15 protein-coding genes are annotated in these 16697 nt (G+C 67.4%); 4 read left to right on the top strand and 11 right to left on the bottom strand.

Annotated features, from left to right (window positions below; genetic code table 11):
- Positions 1-5: 5 nt before the first annotated feature.
- Positions 6-1190: a 1-deoxy-D-xylulose-5-phosphate reductoisomerase gene (dxr, locus tag LDO86_RS07085; protein ID WP_134164471.1), complete on the bottom strand. Its 1185-nt coding sequence runs from the start codon at positions 1188-1190 to the stop codon at positions 6-8.
- A 102-nt stretch (positions 1191-1292) separates the two neighbouring features.
- Between dxr and LDO86_RS07080 the strand changes: the two genes are divergently transcribed.
- Positions 1293-2756, top strand: a complete 1464-nt coding sequence (locus LDO86_RS07080) for a lipase maturation factor family protein (RefSeq protein WP_134164472.1) — start codon at positions 1293-1295, stop codon at positions 2754-2756.
- A 24-nt stretch (positions 2757-2780) separates the two neighbouring features.
- Here the strand turns inward: LDO86_RS07080 and LDO86_RS07075 are convergent, their stop codons facing one another.
- Genes LDO86_RS07075 through LDO86_RS07045 form a run of 7 tightly spaced genes read right to left on the bottom strand, consistent with a single transcriptional unit; the run spans position 2781 to position 10789 of the window.
- On the bottom strand, positions 2781-3614 hold the full coding sequence (locus LDO86_RS07075) for a CoA ester lyase (protein WP_018771677.1): 834 nt from the start codon (positions 3612-3614) through the stop codon (positions 2781-2783).
- Positions 3611-4168: a MaoC family dehydratase gene (locus tag LDO86_RS07070; protein ID WP_134164473.1), complete on the bottom strand. Its 558-nt coding sequence runs from the start codon at positions 4166-4168 to the stop codon at positions 3611-3613. The genes LDO86_RS07075 and LDO86_RS07070 overlap by 4 nt, the downstream gene beginning before the upstream one ends.
- A complete protein-coding gene (locus LDO86_RS07065; RefSeq protein ID WP_134164474.1) occupies positions 4165-4941 on the bottom strand; it encodes a CoA transferase subunit B in 777 nt (258 codons plus the stop codon). The genes LDO86_RS07070 and LDO86_RS07065 overlap by 4 nt, the downstream gene beginning before the upstream one ends.
- A gap of 2 nt (positions 4942-4943) precedes the next feature.
- On the bottom strand, positions 4944-5747 hold the full coding sequence (locus LDO86_RS07060; RefSeq protein ID WP_018771674.1) for a CoA transferase subunit A: 804 nt from the start codon (positions 5745-5747) through the stop codon (positions 4944-4946).
- Between the two features lie 35 nt (positions 5748-5782).
- Complete coding sequence (locus LDO86_RS07055) at positions 5783-6946, bottom strand: acyl-CoA dehydrogenase family protein (protein ID WP_224084406.1); 1164 nt, start codon at positions 6944-6946, stop codon at positions 5783-5785.
- Positions 6947-6948: 2 nt separating this feature from the next.
- A complete protein-coding gene (locus LDO86_RS07050; RefSeq protein WP_224084405.1) occupies positions 6949-9168 on the bottom strand; it encodes a biotin carboxylase N-terminal domain-containing protein in 2220 nt (739 codons plus the stop codon).
- Between the two features lie 13 nt (positions 9169-9181).
- Entirely contained in the window at positions 9182-10789 is a 1608-nt protein-coding gene (locus LDO86_RS07045) for a carboxyl transferase domain-containing protein (RefSeq protein WP_224084404.1), read from the bottom strand.
- A gap of 159 nt (positions 10790-10948) precedes the next feature.
- Here LDO86_RS07045 and LDO86_RS07040 point away from each other — a divergent pair, with 159 nt between their 5' ends.
- On the top strand, positions 10949-11614 hold the full coding sequence (locus LDO86_RS07040) for a TetR/AcrR family transcriptional regulator (protein WP_056389961.1): 666 nt from the start codon (positions 10949-10951) through the stop codon (positions 11612-11614).
- Between the two features lie 8 nt (positions 11615-11622).
- Here the strand turns inward: LDO86_RS07040 and LDO86_RS07035 are convergent, their stop codons facing one another.
- From LDO86_RS07035 to pdhA, 3 genes are read right to left on the bottom strand one after another with little or no spacing between them, the layout of a single operon-like run.
- On the bottom strand, positions 11623-13041 hold the full coding sequence (locus LDO86_RS07035) for a dihydrolipoamide acetyltransferase family protein (protein ID WP_224084403.1): 1419 nt from the start codon (positions 13039-13041) through the stop codon (positions 11623-11625).
- Positions 13038-14048, bottom strand: a complete 1011-nt coding sequence (locus tag LDO86_RS07030) for an alpha-ketoacid dehydrogenase subunit beta (RefSeq protein ID WP_224084402.1) — start codon at positions 14046-14048, stop codon at positions 13038-13040. The genes LDO86_RS07035 and LDO86_RS07030 overlap by 4 nt, the downstream gene beginning before the upstream one ends.
- Entirely contained in the window at positions 14048-15217 is a 1170-nt protein-coding gene (gene pdhA / locus LDO86_RS07025; RefSeq protein WP_224084401.1) for a pyruvate dehydrogenase (acetyl-transferring) E1 component subunit alpha, read from the bottom strand. Before pdhA ends, LDO86_RS07030 begins: the two co-directional genes overlap by 1 nt.
- 192 nt (positions 15218-15409) lie before the next feature.
- Here pdhA and LDO86_RS07020 point away from each other — a divergent pair, with 192 nt between their 5' ends.
- Together LDO86_RS07020 and LDO86_RS07015 are read left to right on the top strand one after the other, a co-directional pair.
- Positions 15410-15883, top strand: coding sequence for an Lrp/AsnC family transcriptional regulator (locus tag LDO86_RS07020; RefSeq protein WP_142073819.1), 474 nt, complete (start codon positions 15410-15412; stop codon positions 15881-15883).
- Positions 15884-16028: 145 nt separating this feature from the next.
- The gene (locus tag LDO86_RS07015) at positions 16029-16574 is read left to right on the top strand and encodes a hypothetical protein (RefSeq protein ID WP_224084400.1); all 546 of its coding nucleotides are present in this window, start codon (positions 16029-16031) and stop codon (positions 16572-16574) included.
- The last annotated feature ends 123 nt before the right edge of the window (positions 16575-16697 follow it).

Here is a 16697-nt window from a genome sequence, read left to right as displayed (position 1 = left end):
GCTTCCTAGAGACTTCTGACTGCTAAACGTTCGTGGGCCCGGGCACGTGCCCAGCTTTCAGCATCCAGCACTGAATCCACCGTCAGCCCGGAGGAACCTGAGTGTTCGCTGAGCACACTGTCCACGGTATCGACGATGTCGGTAAACCGGATCCGGCCGTCGTGGAACGCCGTCACTGCCTCTTCATTGGCCGCATTGAACACGGCAGGGAAGGTGCTTCCCTGCCGGGCGGCGTCCTTGGCAAGGCCGACGGCGGGGAAGGCCTCGGCGTCCAGCGGCTCGAAGGTCCAGGTAGCGGCCTGGGTCCAGTCGCACGGGCTGGCGGCCTTGGGCACGCGCGCAGGCCAGCCAAGCCCCAGGGCGATGGGCAGCCGCATGTCGGGCGGCGAGGCCTGGGCGATGGTGGAGCCGTCGACGAACTGGACCATTGAGTGGACGATGGACTGGGGGTGGACTACCACGTCGATCCGGTCCAACGGGATATCGAACAACAGGTGGGCCTCGATGACCTCCAGGCCCTTGTTGACCAGCGTGGCGGAGTTGGTGGTGACCATCATGCCCATGTCCCAGGTGGGGTGGGCCAGTGCCTGCTGCGGGGTGACGTCGTGGAGCTCGTCCCGGCTCCTGCCCCGGAACGGTCCGCCGGAGGCGGTGAGGATGAGCTTGTCCACTTCGTCGGCGGTGCCTGAACGCAGGCATTGGGCAATCGCGGAATGTTCCGAGTCCACCGGCACGATCTGGCCGTCCCTTGCCGCGGCCTTGACCAGGCTGCCGCCCACGATCAGCGACTCCTTGTTGGCAAGGGCCAGGGTGGCTCCGGACTTAAGGGCCGCCAGGGTGGGTGCCAGGCCGATGGAACCGGTGATTCCGTTGAGCACCACGTCAGCCTCGACGGCGGCGATCCGGGCGGAGGCGTCGGGGCCGGCCACGATCTCCGGGCGGTATTCCGGACGGCCTGCCGCTGCGGCGGCGTCGCGGATCAGGCCTTCCAGCCGTCCGGGGTCTCCGGAGGCGATCCCCACGGCCGCGGCCCCGGTGTGGACAGCCTGCCGGGCCAGGAGTTCCAGGTTGCCGCCCCCGGCACTGAGTGCCACCACCTCGAACAGGTGCGGGGCGCCGTCGACGACGTCAATCGCCTGGGTGCCGATGGAACCGGTGGATCCTAGGAGGACGACTCTGCGTGGCTGCATTGCTTAAGTATCCCGCACCCTTCCCGGCCTGCCTGCGCCCCTGGCCTGCAGAGGGGCCTTAGTCGCCTTGACCCGCGGACGGCCGGGCGTAACGTGGATTGCGTGGACTGGCTCACGTGGTTTGATGCGCCGGAGTACGAATTTGCCCGGCAGGTGCTGCAGCGGGGTGTTGCCGCATTGTATTTCGTTGCCTTCCTCTCCACGCTGAACCAGTTTCCCGCCCTGCTCGGCGAGCGCGGCCTCCTCCCGGTGCCGGAGTTCCTGGCGGCATTCACCCGCCTGCGCCGGCCAACGCTGTTCCGCTGGCGGTACTCGGACAGGCTGCTTCGCGGTGTCTGTGCCGGCGGCCTGGTGGTGTCGGCGCTGCTCGTGGCGGGGATACCGCAGGCCGGGCCGCCGTGGGTCCCGATGATCGCCTTCCTGGCCCTGTGGCTGCTGTACATGTCGATCGTGAACGTGGGCCAGACGTTCTATGGGTTCGGCTGGGAAATGCTGCTCCTGGAAGCGGGCTTCACCGTGGCGTTCCTGGGCTCCAACCATACGGAGCCGCCCCGGACCATCCTGATCCTGATTGTGTGGCTGGTGTTCCGGCTGGAGTTCGGGGCGGGAATGATCAAGATCCGCGGTGGCCGGGAATGGCGGGACCTGACGGCCCTGTACTACCACCACGAGACCCAGCCCATGCCCGGGCCATTGAGCCGGCAGGCCCATCTCCTGCCCAAGCCGCTGCACCGTATTGAAGTGGTGGGCAACCACATCGCCCAGCTGGTGGTGCCGTTCCTGCTGTTCGCCCCGCAGCCGGTGGCCGGCGTGGCGGCGGGGGTCGTCGTCGTGACCCAGCTGTGGCTGGTGGCCAGCGGCAACTTCGCCTGGCTGAACTGGATGGCAATCGTGCTGGCGTTTGCAGCCGTCAGCGATCCCGTGGCGCACGCCGTCATACCGGCAATCCCGGCAGACTGGGACGCCGCCACGGGAGGCCGGCAGGAGACCCCGCTGTGGTGGCTGGCCATCACCCTGGCAGCATCCGCCCTGCTGCTGGCCCTGAGCTACTGGCCGTTGCGGAACCTCTTCTCCCGCCGGCAGCTGATGAATGCCAGCTTCAACCGGTGGCAGCTGGTCAACGCCTACGGCGCGTTCGGCACCGTGACCAAGCAGCGCATCGAGATTGTGGTGGAAGGCACGCTGGACGACGATCCCGACGACGACCCGGAATGGCGCGAGTACGGTTTCAAGGGCAAGCCCGGGGATGTCCGCCGGATTCCGCGGCAGTGGGCCCCGTACCACCTGCGGCTGGACTGGCTGATGTGGTTCCTGCCGCTGCGCAGCGTGCACGAGGAATGGTTCTACGCGTTCCTGGCCAAGCTGCTGGCGGCGGACCGGCAGATGCTGCGGCTGCTGCGGCATGACCCGTTCGACGGCGCCGCGCCGCACTGGGTGCGCGTGCGCAGTTACCATTACCGCTTCGCCACGCGGAAGGAGTTCCGGGAGACGGGGAACCGGTGGGTGCGGACGCTGCTCTACGAGCCCATCCCGCCAACGTCCCTGCGCAGGTCCCCGGGACGCTAACGCTAGCCGAACGTCCCGCTATGCCTACACAGCGGCGCGGCGCACGATCTCCTGGGCGTGCTTGAGGATTGGCCCGTCGATCATTTTCCCCTGGTACTGGAACACTCCCGATCCGGCTGATGCTGCGGCATCCAGGAGGGCAACCGCGGCGGCCACCTCGTCTTCCGAAGGTGCGTAGGCCTTGCGGACCACGGCGGCCTGGCTGGGGTGGATGCAGGCCTTCGAACTGAAGCCCGAGGCCACGGCGTCGGCAGCCTCGGCTGCCAGTCCGTCAAGGTCGGGGATGTTGGTGTAGACCGCATCCACCGCTTCCTTGCCGTAGGCGCGGGCTGCCAGCAGGACGGCGGAGCGGGCGTGCAGCGCAACCGCCCGGTAGGCGCCGTCGTCCTTCCGGCTGGACGTTCCACCCAGGGTGGCCAGCAGGTCCTCGGCGCCCCACATCAGGCCCACCACGTTAGGGGCGGCGGCGATGGCAGGCGCATTGAGCACGCCAAGCGCCGTTTCGCACAGGGCAATCACCTGGTAGCCCTCCAGCGCTTTGAGCTGTTCGGCGGATTCGGCCTTGGCCAGCATCACCGTGCGGTAGGGGGTGTGGGCCAGGCAGTGCAGGTCCTTTTCGAAGTCCTCAGTCCCCACGGGATTCACCCTGACAATGGTGCAGCTGGGTTCGAGCTCAGGTTCCACACCGGTGGTTCCCAGCTGGGCCAGGATGGCGCCTCGGGCGCGCTGCTTGTCAGCCGGCGCCACCGCGTCTTCAAGGTCCAGGATCACGGCGTCTGCCCGGGCGGCGGCTTTCTGGTAGCGCTCCGGCCTGTCGGCGGGGCAGAAAAGCAGTGCGGGGCCCATTACGAAAGTCATACCGGCATTGTCCCCTGTCCGGCGTCCTGCGTCTTGGCGTGGGCGTCGCGCGTCCACATGAGGCAGCTGCGGGTGGCCCGGGCCACGACTGTTCCGTCCTGGTTGCGCCCGGTGTGCTCCATGGTCACGATGCCCTGGCCGGGCCGTGAGGAGGAAAGCCGCTTTCCGGTGACGGCTGTCTCCGTGTAGAGCGTGTCTCCGTGGTAGAGCGGGTGCGGGAAGGAGACGTCGGTCAGGCCCAGCTGGGCGATGATGGTTCCCTGGGTGAGCTGGGTGACGGACTGGCCCACCATGGTGGCCAGGGTGAACATCGAGTTCATGACCCGCTGGCCGAAGGGCTGCCCGGCGCTCCAGGCAGCGTCCAGGTGCAGGGCCTGGGTGTTCATGGTCAGCGTGGTGAAGAGGACGTTGTCGGCTTCGGTCACGGTGCGTCCGGGCCGGTGGGCGTACAGCACGCCCTCCTCCAGCTCGTCGAAGTACAGCCCGCGCTGCTCGATGACCCGCCGGCCGCCGTCGTCCTTTTGCCTGGAAACCGGACCGTTGCCATCCGTCATACGGTCAGTTCCTGGTCTTCCTCGAACAGGTCGGCGCCGGTGGCGGCCACCACGTCCTCGAGCGATACGTTGGGGGCCAGTTCGCGCAGCACCAGGCGTGAGGGGCCGCCGTCCTTCACGATGTCAATGACGGCGAGGTCCGTGATGATCCGGTCCACACAGCCCTTGCCGGTGAGGGGCAGGGTGCATTGTTTGACGATCTTCGGATTCCCGTTCCGGTCCACATGCTCCATCATCACGATCACCCTCTTGGCCCCGAACACCAGGTCCATGGCACCGCCCATGCCCTTGACCATCTTGCCGGGGATCATCCAGTTGGCGAGGTCGCCGTTCTCCGCCACTTCCATGGCGCCGAGGACGGCGAGGTCCACGTGGCCGCCGCGGATCATGCCAAAGGATGTCGCGGAGTCGAAGAACGCCGCTCCCCTGTTGACCGTCACGGTTTCCTTGCCGGCGTTGATCAGGTCCGGATCCACCGCGTCGTCCGCAGGGTAGGGGCCGACGCCGAGGATGCCGTTCTCCGAGTGCAGCACCACCTCCACCCCGGCGGGGATGTAGTTGGGGATCAGGGTGGGCATCCCGATGCCCAGGTTCACGTACTGGCCGTTGCGAAGCTCCCTGGCCACCCGCGCGGCGAGTTCGTTGCGCGTCCAGCCCTTCGTTTCGGCGCGGGACGTGGAGTCGCCGGGCCCGGCATGCTGCTGGGAACCGGCCCGCCGGTATTCCGCGCGGACGGCTTCGGGGCGCGGCGCTTCAGGGCTGTTCGGATCCATGGTCATGCTCCTGCCTGCTGGTGGCTGCCTGGTGTTCTTCCTCCTGGGCCCGGCGCCGTCAGGGCAACGGTCCGCTTTTCGATCCGCTTCTCCCCGTCCCGGGCCAGGACCACGCGCTGGACGAAGATGCCAGGAGTGTGGATGTGTTCGGGGTCCAGTTCGCCGGGCTCCACGAGTTCCTCCACCTCGGCGATGGTGATCCGGCCGGCCATGGCGCACAGGGGGTTGAAGTTCATGGCGGTGGCATGGAACACCAGGTTGCCGTGGCGGTCGCCCTTCCAGGCGTGCACCAGCCCGAAGTCCGGCGTGAGGGACTCTTCCAGGACGTAGTCCACGCCGCCGAATGACCGCACTTCCTTGGGCGCGGAGGCAACCGCGATGCCGCCGTTGGCGTCGTACTTCTGCGGCAGGCCGCCGTCGGACACCTGCGTGCCCACCCCCGCCTTGGTGTAGAAGGCCGGAATGCCCGCACCACCGGCCCGCAGCTTTTCAGCAAGCGTGCCCTGGGGTGTGAGCACCACCTCGAGCTCACCGGCCAGGTATTGGCGCGCAAATTCCTTGTTCTCGCCCACATAGGAGCTGATGGTGCGGCGGATACGCCCGTCCCGGAGCAGGATGCCCAGGCCCCAGTCGTCCACCCCACAGTTGTTGCTGACGGTCTCCAGACCGGAGGTGCCCGCCCGGTGCAGGGCGTCGATCAGGGCAACCGGAATTCCGCAAAGGCCGAACCCGCCCACCGCCAGCGAGGCGCCGTCCGGGATATCCGCAACCGCCGCGTCGGCGCTGGCAACAACCTTGTCAATCATCAGTGATCCTCTCAGGCCGGCTACGGTCCCAGGTCCTACAGACCCAGTTCGCGGGCGATCAGCATCAACTGGACCTCCGTGGTGCCCTCCCCGACTTCAAGGATCTTGGAATCGCGGTAGTGGCGCGCCACGGTGAACTCGTTGATGAAGCCATAGCCGCCGAATACCTGGGTGGCATCCCGCGCGTTGTCCATGGCCGCCTCGCCTGCGACCATCTTAGCGATGGCCGCCTGGGTCTTGAACGGCTTGCCGGCAAGCATCCGGAAGGCCGCGTCGTAGTACGCCAGGCGGGCGGTGTGGGCCCGGGCTTCCATGCGGGCGATCTTGAACGAAATGGCCTGGTACTTGCCGATGTTCTGCCCGAAGGCGCTGCGTTCCCTCGCGTATTTGACCGAGAGGTCCACACAACCCTGGGCTGCGCCGGTGGCCAGCGCCGCAATGGCGATCCGGCCCTCGTCCAGGATGGACAGGAAGTTGGCGTAGCCGCGGCCTTCCACGCCCAGCAGGTTCGCTTCCGGGACGCGGACATCCTTCAGCGTCAGGGGGTGCGTGTCCGATGCGTTCCAGCCCACCTTGTTGTACGGCTTTTCCGCCTTGAAGCCGGGAGTGTCGGTGGGCACCAGGATGGTGGAGATGTCTTTTTTGACGGTCCCGTCCCCGCGTTCCTGCTGCCCGGTTACGGCAGTGACAGTGACCAGCCGGGTGATGTCCGTTCCGGAGTTGGTGATGAACTCCTTGGTGCCGTTGATGACCCAGTTGCCGTCTTCGCGCCGGGCGTGGGTCTTGGTCCCGCCCGCGTCCGAACCGGCCTCGGGCTCGGTAAGTCCAAAGCCTGCGAGCGCCTGGCCGGACGCCAGCATGGGCAGCCACTGCTGTTTCTGCGCGTCCGTGCCGAAGCGGTAGACGGGCATGGCCCCGAGGGACACCCCGGCCTCCAGCGTGATGGCGACGGACTGGTCCACCCGGCCGAGCTGTTCCAGGGCGAGGGTCAGTGCGAAGTAGTCCCCGCCCATGCCGCCGTATTCCTCGGGGAACGGCAGCCCGAACAGGCCCATCTCGGCCATCTGCTTCACCACTTCGTACGGGAAGCTGTGCTCTTCGTCGTGCTTGGCGGAGACCGGGGCCACCACGTTGTCCGCGAAATCGCGCACGGTGTCGCTGAGGTCCCGGTATTCCTCGGTCAGTTCAAAACCGGTCATGGTCAGGCTCCTTCGCCTTGGATTGCAGCTTCGTCTGTTGCTGTTTCTGTGCTGTCTGTTTTTACGCCGGTGGCAGCGGGATGGATGGTGGCCAGCACCTGGTCGGCCTTCACCAGGTCACCGGTACGGGTGGCCAGGTGGACCGTCCCGGCCAGCGGGGCCACCAGGTGGTGCTCCATCTTCATGGCCTCCACGGAGACCAGGACTTCCCCGGCCTGGACGGCGTCCCCGTCGGCCACCGGGACGGCCACGACCGTCCCGGGCATCGGCGAGCGCACCTCCGGGTCGGCCGCCCCTTCCTGCCGCTGGATGGCGGCCAGCACGCGTTCCAGCCGCGCCTCCCGGGTCAGTACGTCCAGGCGGCAGGACCAGCCGTCGTTGCCGAGGTAGAGCTGTGTGGGGCCGTCGGGCACCGCGTTATCCCACGGTTGGACGGCAGCCCCTGTGGAGTCCGCAGCCAGCCGGTAGCCGTGGCGCTGGCCATCGAGGTCAAGTTCGAGGCCTTGCCGGCTGGACCACTGCAGGGCGGCCGGATGCTGCGGACCGCCGTTGACGGCGACCACGGCTCCGGCTCCCCCATTGGGACTGCCGCCGACCTGCACGGTGGCCACGCCGCCGTCGGGCGTTCCCAGGCTGATCCGGCGTGATGCCGCTGCGCCGAGCCGCCAGCCGTTCCTGCCCTGCCACGGCCCGCGCCCGGGGCCGGGGCCGGGGGTGTTCTGTGCTTGCAGCGACAGGACGAACAGCGCGGCGGCCACCAGTTCGGGGTTCCCGATGCGCCGGAATTCCAGTCCGGGCAGCTTCCGTTCGATCAGCCCGGTGTCCAGGTGCCCTGCCTTGACGTCGGAGTCGTTGACCAGGAGCCGCAGGTACTCGACGTTGGTCTCGATGCCCAGTGCCGTGTAGCCGGCCAGGGCACCATCCAGGGCGGCCAGGGCGGCGGCACGGTCCCCGGCCCAGGCGATCACCTTGGACACCATGGGGTCGTAGTGCGCCGACAGTTCCAGGCCTTCCACCAGCGAGGAGTCCACCCGTACCCGCCCCTGGGTGCCGGCGGGCAGTTCGTCGAGCATCAGCACGGTCCCGGTGGACGGGAGGAAGTTCTTTTGGGGCACCTCAGCGTAGACCCTTGCCTCCACGGCGTGGCCGGAAAGCTCCACGTCCGCCTGGCGGACGGTCAGCTCCCCGCCCGCTGCGATCCGCACCTGCCATTCCACCAGGTCGATGCCCGTGACCATTTCGGTGACGGGGTGTTCCACCTGCAGCCTGGTGTTCATCTCCATGAAGAAGAACTCGTCCGGCGCGTCATCGGAGACCAGGAACTCCACGGTCCCGGCGCCCACGTAGTTCACGCTGCGGGCCGCGTTGCAGGCGGCCTCGCCAATCCGGTCGCGCACTTCGGGGCCGTTGGGCAGGCCCTCGAGCAGGGGCGACGGGGCTTCCTCGATGACTTTCTGGTGCCGCCGCTGGAGGGAGCATTCGCGCTCGCCGAGGTGGATGACGTTGCCGTGGCTGTCCGCCAGCACCTGCACCTCGATGTGCCTCGGGGTGGTCACCAGGCGCTCCAGGAACAGGGTGTCGTCGCCGAATGCGGCGGCGGCGACGCGCCGGGCCGTGGCCAGGGCGGCGGGCAGGTCCGCCTGGTTTTCGACGGCGTGCATCCCCTTGCCGCCGCCGCCCGCGGACGGCTTGATGAGGAGCGGAAAGCCGACGGCGGCAGCAGCCTCCATCAGTTCGCTGTCCGTCATGCCGGGCTTGGCAATGCCGGGGACGACGGGCACGCCGTACCCCGCCACGTGGTTCTTGGCGCGGATCTTGTCACCCATGACGTTCAGCGCTTCAACGCCCGGGCCAATGAACGTGATGCCGGCCTTTTCCAGAGCCCTGGCGAAGTCCACGTTCTCGCTCAGGAAGCCGTAGCCGGGGTGTACCGCTTCCGCCCCGGACTGCCGGCACGCGTCCACGATGGCGTCCGCGTTCAGGTAGCTTTCGGTTGCAACGGCGGGGCCGATCCGCACGGAGGCATCGGCTTCGCGCACGTGCCGGGCGCCGGCGTCGGCATCGCTGTAGACGGCGACCGAACGGATGCCCAGCTGCCGCAGCGTCCGAATGACGCGGCAGGCGATTTCGCCGCGGTTGGCCACCAGCACGGTGCCGAAGAGGGGCTTGCCGTCGGCCGTTGCGGTGGGGACTTCCCCGGTTGTAGCTGTGTTGGCTTGCATGGTCATTGCTGGCTCACATCCGGAAGAGGCCGAAGGAGGTCTCCGGCAGGGGGGTGCGGGAGACGACGTCGAGCGCCAGGCCCAGGACGGTTCGGGTATCGGCGGGATCGATGACGGCGTCGTCCCACAACCGTGCAGTGGAGTAGTAGGGGCTGCCCTGGTCCTCGTACTGCTGCCGGATGGGCGCTTTGAACGCTTCCTCGTCATCGGCCGGCCAGTCCTCCCCCGCCGCTTCATACTGGTCCCGCTTAACGGTGGCCAGCACGCTGGCGGCCTGGTTGCCGCCCATCACCGAGATCCGGGCAGCAGGCCACATCCACAGGAACCTCGGCGAGTAGGCACGGCCGCACATGGAGTAGTTGCCGGCACCAAAGGAGCCGCCGATCACCACGGTCAGCTTGGGGACCCGCGCGGTGGCAACGGCCGTCACCATCTTGGCGCCGTTCTTGGCGATGCCGCCCTGCTCGGCGTCCCTGCCCACCATGAAGCCGGAGATGTTCTGCAGGAACAGCAGGGGGATACCGCGCTGGTCGCACAGTTCAATGAAGTGCGCGCCCTTGAGCGACGACTCGCTGAACAGGACGCCGTTGTTGGCCACGATTCCCACCGGGTGCCCGTGGATCCGGGCGAAACCTGTGACCAGCGTGGTGCCGTAGTCCTTCTTGAACTCATGGAACCTGCTGCCATCCACCAGCCGGGCAATCACCTCGTGGACGTCGTAGGGAGCATTGACGTCCGTGGGCACCGCACCATAGAGCCCGTCCGGGTCCACGGCGGGTTCGACGGCGGCCTCCACCTGCCAGGCGGGCGCGGCGGGAGGCGGCAGGGTGGAGACGATGTCCCTGACGATCTGCAGGGCGTGCTCGTCATTTTCGGCCAGGTGGTCCGTCACACCCGAGACCCGGGAGTGCACCTCGCCCCCACCGAGTTCCTCGGCCGTCACGATTTCCCCGATGGCCGCCTTCACCAGCGGCGGTCCGCCCAGGAAGATGGTGCCCTGGTTCCGGACGATGACGCTTTCGTCGCTCATGGCGGGGACATAGGCGCCGCCGGCCGTGCAGGACCCCATCACGGCAGCGATCTGTGGAATTTTGGCGGCTGAGAGACGCGCCTGGTTGTAGAAGATCCGGCCAAAGTGGTCCCTGTCCGGGAAGACCTCGTCCTGCTTGGGCAGGAAGGCCCCGCCCGAATCCACCAGGTAGATGCAGGGCAGGCCGTTCTCCAGCGCGACCTCCTGGGCGCGGAGGTGCTTCTTCACGGTCATGGGGTAGTACGTGCCGCCCTTGACGGTGGCGTCGTTGGAGATGACCAGGACCTGCCGGCCGTGCACCAGGCCGATGCCGGCGATGACTCCGGCACCGGGTGCGTCATCGCCGTACATGCCGTTGGCGGCCAGCGGTGCGATCTCCAGGAACGGGCTGCCCTCGTCCAGCAACTGGTCGATGCGGTCCCGCGGCAGGAGCTTGCCGCGGGCCACGTGCCGCTCGCGCGACTTCTGGGGCCCGCCCAACGCTGCATCCGCCAGCCTCTTCCGCAGTTCGCCGGCGAGCGACAACTGCGCTTCCCGGTTGGCGCGGAAGGACTCGCTTGCGGGATCAAGCCGGGTGGCCAGGGTCTCCATCGACGGTCCGTCCTAAGGGTGGGCCAAGCCGGCCCAAGCCAACTCGGTTAGTGACTAATAACTGAAATTCAGGTTAGTCTCGATTAACTGTGATGTCCAACACACTGCTGCCTTGCTAGAATCTGCGGGGTCCAAGGAGGAAAAGTGCGCAGCAATACAGTGCAGCCGGCCCCTGCCACCCAGCCCGTTCCCACAACCCAGTCCGCTCCCACAACCCAGCGCGGCAAGGCCAAGGAGAACCGGCGGCAGGCTTTGCTGTCCGCCGCGGCCTCGTTGTTCGCGCTGAATGGCTTCAACCGCGTTTCGCTGGAGGACCTCGGCGCGGCGGCAGGCGTCAGCGGCCCTGCCGTCTACCGCCACTTTCCCGGCAAGCAGGCCGTCCTGGCCGACCTCCTGGTCACCGTGAGCCAGGAATTGCTGGACGGCGGGCGGCGGGTGGCGCAGAGCACGCCCAATCCCCTGGCTGCCCTGCGGCAACTGGTGGAATTCCAGGTGGATTTCGCGCTCGGAAAACCGGACGTAATCCGGGTGCAGGACCGTGACTTCAGCAACTTGTCGGAGCAGGACCAGTCCGCGGTGCGTACCCTGCAGCGCAGCTACGTGGAGGTCTGGGTGGACATCCTGGGCAAGGTGCACCCCGGCATCGGTGCGGCTGAACTGCGCATGCGGGCCCACGCGACATTCGGCCTGATCAACTCCACGCCGCACTCCGTCCGGCGCCACGGCACCGGATTGGCGGCCGGGGTTGCCCGCCCCCTGCTTGAACGGATGGCACTGGCAGCCCTGATGGTGGACAGCGCACCTACAGCCGAACGGGGCGCCTAGTCCCCCGGTCAGACCATCGTGAGGACCATTCCCGGCTCGGCAAGGATCGCTCCGACGTCGGCCAGGAACCGGGACCCCTGTTCGCCGTCCACCAGGCGGTGGTCAAAGGACAGGCTCAGCGTGAGCACCTGCCGCAGTGCCACCTCGCCCTTGTACTCCCACGGCATGGTCCGCACCGCCCCCAGGCCCAGGATCGCCGCCTCCCCCGGGTTGAGGATGGGGGTACCCGCGTCGATGCCAAATACGCCGATGTTGGTAATGGAGATGGTACCGCCGGACAGGTCAGCGGGCTGGGTCTTGCCAGCCCTGGCGGTTTCCGCGAGCGCTGTCAGCGCCTGGGCAAGCTGCGGGAGCGCCATGGCGTCGGCGTCCTTGATGTTGGGGACCATCAGTCCGCGGGGCGTGGCGGCGGCAATGCCCAGGTTCACGTAATTGAAGGTGACGATCTCCTGGTTGTCCTGGTCCCAGCGGGAATTCAGCGCCGGGTTCCGCCGCACGGCCACCAGGACGGCCTTGGCAGCGAGCGTCAACGGGGTGAGCCTGATTCCGGAGAACTCCCTGCTGTTCTTGAGTTTCGCCAGCAACTCAAGGCTGGGCGTGACATCCACGGTGAGGAATTCGGTGGCGTGCGGAGCGGTGAAGGCGCTCTGCACCATCGCCGCCGCGGTGAACTTGCGCACGCCCTTGATGGGAGTCCGGGTCTCCCGCTCCCCCGGCCGGGTTCCACCGGCTACCGGCACGGGTCCGGCCGGCGGCGCAGCAGGCTCGCCCTCGTGCCCTGCAAAGTCCTGGACGTCCTCCCGCGTGATCAGCCCGCCGGGACCTGTGCCGTGCACCTGCGCGAGGTCAACTCCCAGGTCTTTGGCCAGTTTGCGGACGGGAGGCGTGGACCGGGGTCGCTCGGCAGGCTGGACATGGCCAACCTGGACATCGGCAACCTGGACATCGGCAGGCCGGGCGGGCTCAACCACCGGCGCCAGGTTCCCGGAAGCCTCCACCGGGGCGAAGTTCCGAGGCCGCCGCGTGGGCCGGCCGGAACCTTCGACGACGGCGCCGTACCCCACCAGGTTGGGTTCCCGTTTCGGCGTCTCCGCTGGGTTGGGAGTTTCCACGGAAGCCTCCCCCATCCCCGGCGAAAAGGCGCCGGTCACCTGCGCAGGTGACGCACCGGCGTCGTCCGGCACCTCGAAGGAGACAATCGGCTTGCCCACCTCCACCACGGAACCCGGCTGTTCGTGGAGTTCCTTGATGACGCCGGCAAACGGCGACGGGAGCTCCACCACGGCCTTGGCGGTTTCCACTTCGGCGATGACCTGGTTCAGGCTGACGGTGTCGCCAACGGCCACTTTCCAGCTGAGGATTTCGGACTCCGTGAGTCCTTCACCCAGGTCGGGGAGCCGGAATTCCTTGATCATGGTGGCGCTCATCCTTCCAGCCCGCTCAGGGAATTGGGGCGGCCCAGGGCGCGGTCCACGCCATCGAGGATGCGGTCCAGGCCCGGCAGGTGGTGCATTTCCAGCTTGGAGTACGGGTAGGGAATGTCGAACCCGGTCACCCGCACCGGAGCCGACTCAAGGTGGTAGAAACACCGCTCCGTGATGCTGGCCGCCACTTCCGCGCCCAGCCCGCCGGATTGCGCGGCCTCGTGCGTCACCACCAGGCGCCCGGTCTTCCGCACGGACGCCACCACGGGCTCATAGTCCACGGGCGCCAGCGAGCGCAGGTCGATGACCTCAATGGAGATGCCCTCGTCCGCTGCGGCGGAGGCGGCGTCCAGGGCCGTCTTGACCAGGGGCCCATAGGCCACCAGCGTGACGTCGCTGCCGTCGGTCAGGACGCGGGCCTTGTCCATGGGCAGGGCCGAACGCGGGTCCATGGACTCATCCACTTCGCCTTTGTCGTGGTAGCGGCGCTTGGGTTCGAAGTACAGCACGGGGTCGTCGCAGGCGATGGCCTGCTGGATCACGGTGTATGCGTCCTGCGGGTTGGCCACGGTCACCACCCGGAGCCCTGAGGTGTGCGTGAAGTAAGCTTCCGGGGATTCGGAGTGGTGTTCCGGCGAGCCGATGCCGCCGCCGAACGGCACCCTGATGGTGATGGGCATCCTGACCGCCCCGCGGGTGCGGTAGTGGAGTTTTGCCACCTGGCTGACGATTTGGTCGAACGCCGGGTAGATGAAGCCGTCGAACTGGATCTCCACCACGGGCCGGTAACCGCGGTAGGCCAGGCCTACGGCGGTGCCCACGATGGCGGACTCCGCGAGCGGGGTGTCCACCACCCGGTGCTTGCCGAAGTCTTTTTGCAGGCCGTCCGTCACCCGGAAGACGCCGCCCAGGGCGCCGATGTCCTCGCCGAGGAGGACCACCTTGGAGTCGTTTTCCAGCGACTTGCGCAGCCCGGCATTGATGGCACGGGCAAAGGTCAACTGGGTCATCAGCGTGCACCTTCCTTGGAAACGGCTCCGTCGGGGTCACCGAAGGACGCCAGGTAACGGGCGTAATGGTCCTGCTGGCGTTCCAGCCAGGAATTGGGCGTGCTGTAGACGTGCTTGAAGATGTCCATGGGCTGGGGGTCCGGCATGGTGGTGCATCCGCGGCGCATCTCCGATGCAACGGCATCGGCTTTGTCCTTGACCTGCTGCTGCAGCTCCGCGGTCAGGATCCCCTTCCGGTCCAGGAGGCCGGCCAGCCGGGAGATGGGGTCCTTGGCGGCCCAGTCCTCCAGTTCATTGGCGTCCCGGTAGCGGGTGGGATCGTCGGCGGTGGTGTGCGGGCCCATGCGGTAGCTGACGGCCTCGATGAAGGTGGGGCCGCCGCCGCGACGGGCCCGGTCCAGTGCCAGCCGGGTGGCAGCCATGACCGCCAGGACATCGTTTCCGTCCACCCGCAGGCTTGGGATGCCGAAACCCGTGGCCCGGTCCGCGAGCTGGATGTGGGACTGCAGCCGTACGGGCTCGGAGATGGCCCAATGGTTGTTGGTGCAGAAAAACACCACCGGGGCCTGGAAGCTGGCGGCGAACACCATGGCCTCGTTCAGGTCGCCCTCACTGGTGGCACCGTCCCCGAAGTAGGTGACGGCCACGGCGTCGGCGCCGTCATTCTGGATCCCCATGGCGTAGCCCGTGGCGTGCAGGGTCTGGGCGCCGATGATGATCTGCGGCGTTGCCATGTTGATGCTGTACGGGTCCCAGCCGCCGGAGGCGTTCCCCCGCCACACCCGGAGGAGGTCGGTCAGGTCAACACCGCGGCAGTACGCCACTCCGTTCTCGCGGTAGCTGGAGAACACGAAGTCGTCCGCCCGCAACGCCCTTCCGGACCCTATCTGGGCTGCCTCCTGGCCCAGGAGCGGGGGCCACAGGGCCAGTTCACCCTGCCGCTGCAGGGCCGTGGCCTCCACATCGATCCGGCGGATGACGGTCATGTCCTCGAAGAGGGAGCACAACTGATCGTCGGCAATGTCCCGGACCCAGAAATCAAACTCCGGGTGGCTGATGCGCTCACCTGACGGGGTGATCAGCTGGAGGAGATCCGGTCCGGCTTCGCCGGGGGTTTTCGCGCTTTCGGGGGTTTTTGCGCCGCCAGGGCCCGTTTCGTCTGTAGACACGATTGCCGCAACCTTCGTACGTCGTTGACCCGTGGTTTGCGGACTTTTGGCCCTGCCGCCACCGGCCTTCCGGGCGTCATTGCCCCAGATACTGTGACCCTACTCACAATGCCCAACGGGTACAACCACTGCGGCGCCTTTTGAGCAGGATGCCCTGTCTGGAGAGCTGGCACCGTGCTAGCGTTGCGCATTATGCGAGCTTTAGATGGCACTGACACCCGCCTGTTGTCGGCACTCGCGCAGGATCCCCGCCGCACCGTGGTGGCCCTCGCGCAGAAGCTGGGCCTGTCCCGCAATACCGTCCAGGCGCGCATGGCCCAGCTGGAGAAGAAGCACGTCTTCCTGTCCTTTGAACGGCGCATCAATCCCGTGGCCCTGGGGTATCCGCTCATGGCTTTCATCTCCGTCCACGTGCAACAGCAGAGGCTCGGGCAGCTGGCGGAGGACATTGCCGCCATCCCCGAGGTGCTGGAAGGTTACGGGCTGACAGGATCAGCGGACCTGCTGCTGCGCGTGGTGGCCAGGGACGCAGAGGATCTCTTCCGTATCAACGGCAAGATCCTTGCTTGTGATGGCGTGGAGCGGGCTGACACCGCCCTGGCGATGGGTGAGTTGATCCCCTTCCGGGTGCAGCCCCTGCTGGACCGCGGCTCGGAGGGCGCCTAGCGCAGGCACCGGACCTTCCGCGCGGCGCTGCACGCACGACGGCGGCGGGCAGGGTTATAGGCTGGTTTCCGTCATATGCCGGGCCGGGAGAGGCCCGGGCCAGTTCGCCGGCGCCACAGCGCCTGTCAGACGAGAGGCTTCCCTTTTGAGCAGTCCCCAGGATCCGTACCGGCAGGGCCGGGCGGGCTACACGCCACAGCAGTTTCCAGCACTGCCGGAGCAGCCCGCCCCGTTCGGCCTCCCGGGGGAACCGCCCCGGCAGCGGAGCCGGCGGAGGCTGTGGATCATCCTTGGCAGCATCGGCGGGGTGCTGCTCCTGGTGATCCTCGGCGTCGTCATCCTGGTGAACGTCGTGGGAAGCGCCACCAACCAGGCCAGGGGCCTGGCGGACGGCTTCACCAGGAAAGTCATCGCCGGCGACACCTCCCGCGCCTATGACGAATACCTTGACCCGGCCCTGCAGAAGCAGCTTTCCAAGGAGGCCTTCATCTCAGGGGTGAAGAGCCTGGAGATGGACAGTTCCTGCCAGCCCGCCTACAACGAGCTCAAGGTGGCCACCGACAACGGGATGAAGTCGGCCGAGGTAGTGGGCCAGATCAGCTGCAGCGGCAAGAAGGTGGACCTCGCCTACCGCTTCGAAGGCACGGACCGGCTGCTGATGACCAACATCAAACTGCGGCCGGCAGCCTAGCCGGACGGCCGGCGCCCCGGGCAGCGGGGCACAGATCGGGAAAGTGGAAAGGGTACTGATCTTTTTACCCATCCATTCGCGGCCATGATCCGAATCGCTTCCGAGGGTCCCGACCAGGGGCCT

This window comes from Arthrobacter sp. StoSoilB19, assembly GCF_019977275.1.
In the GTDB taxonomy this organism is placed as follows: Bacteria; Actinomycetota; Actinomycetes; order Actinomycetales; family Micrococcaceae; genus Arthrobacter.
This window is presented reverse-complemented; position numbering and strand designations above follow the sequence as displayed.

What these genes read in the sequence shown, in the direction of transcription:
- dxr (WP_134164471.1), bottom strand. Translation starts at nt 1,190, where the DNA reads ATGCAGCCACGCAGAGTCGTCCTCCTAGGATCCACCGGTTCCATCGGC.
- LDO86_RS07075 (WP_018771677.1), bottom strand. Translation starts at nt 3,614, where the DNA reads ATGACTTTCGTAATGGGCCCCGCACTGCTTTTCTGCCCCGCCGACAGG.
- LDO86_RS07070 (WP_134164473.1), bottom strand. Translation starts at nt 4,168, where the DNA reads ATGACGGATGGCAACGGTCCGGTTTCCAGGCAAAAGGACGACGGCGGC.
- LDO86_RS07065 (WP_134164474.1), bottom strand. Translation starts at nt 4,941, where the DNA reads ATGGATCCGAACAGCCCTGAAGCGCCGCGCCCCGAAGCCGTCCGCGCG.
- LDO86_RS07060 (WP_018771674.1), bottom strand. Translation starts at nt 5,747, where the DNA reads ATGATTGACAAGGTTGTTGCCAGCGCCGACGCGGCGGTTGCGGATATC.
- LDO86_RS07055 (WP_224084406.1), bottom strand. Translation starts at nt 6,946, where the DNA reads ATGACCGGTTTTGAACTGACCGAGGAATACCGGGACCTCAGCGACACC.
- LDO86_RS07050 (WP_224084405.1), bottom strand. Translation starts at nt 9,168, where the DNA reads ATGCAAGCCAACACAGCTACAACCGGGGAAGTCCCCACCGCAACGGCC.
- LDO86_RS07045 (WP_224084404.1), bottom strand. Translation starts at nt 10,789, where the DNA reads ATGGAGACCCTGGCCACCCGGCTTGATCCCGCAAGCGAGTCCTTCCGC.
- LDO86_RS07035 (WP_224084403.1), bottom strand. Translation starts at nt 13,041, where the DNA reads ATGAGCGCCACCATGATCAAGGAATTCCGGCTCCCCGACCTGGGTGAA.
- LDO86_RS07030 (WP_224084402.1), bottom strand. Translation starts at nt 14,048, where the DNA reads ATGACCCAGTTGACCTTTGCCCGTGCCATCAATGCCGGGCTGCGCAAG.
- LDO86_RS07020 (WP_142073819.1), top strand. Translation starts at nt 15,410, where the DNA reads ATGCGAGCTTTAGATGGCACTGACACCCGCCTGTTGTCGGCACTCGCG.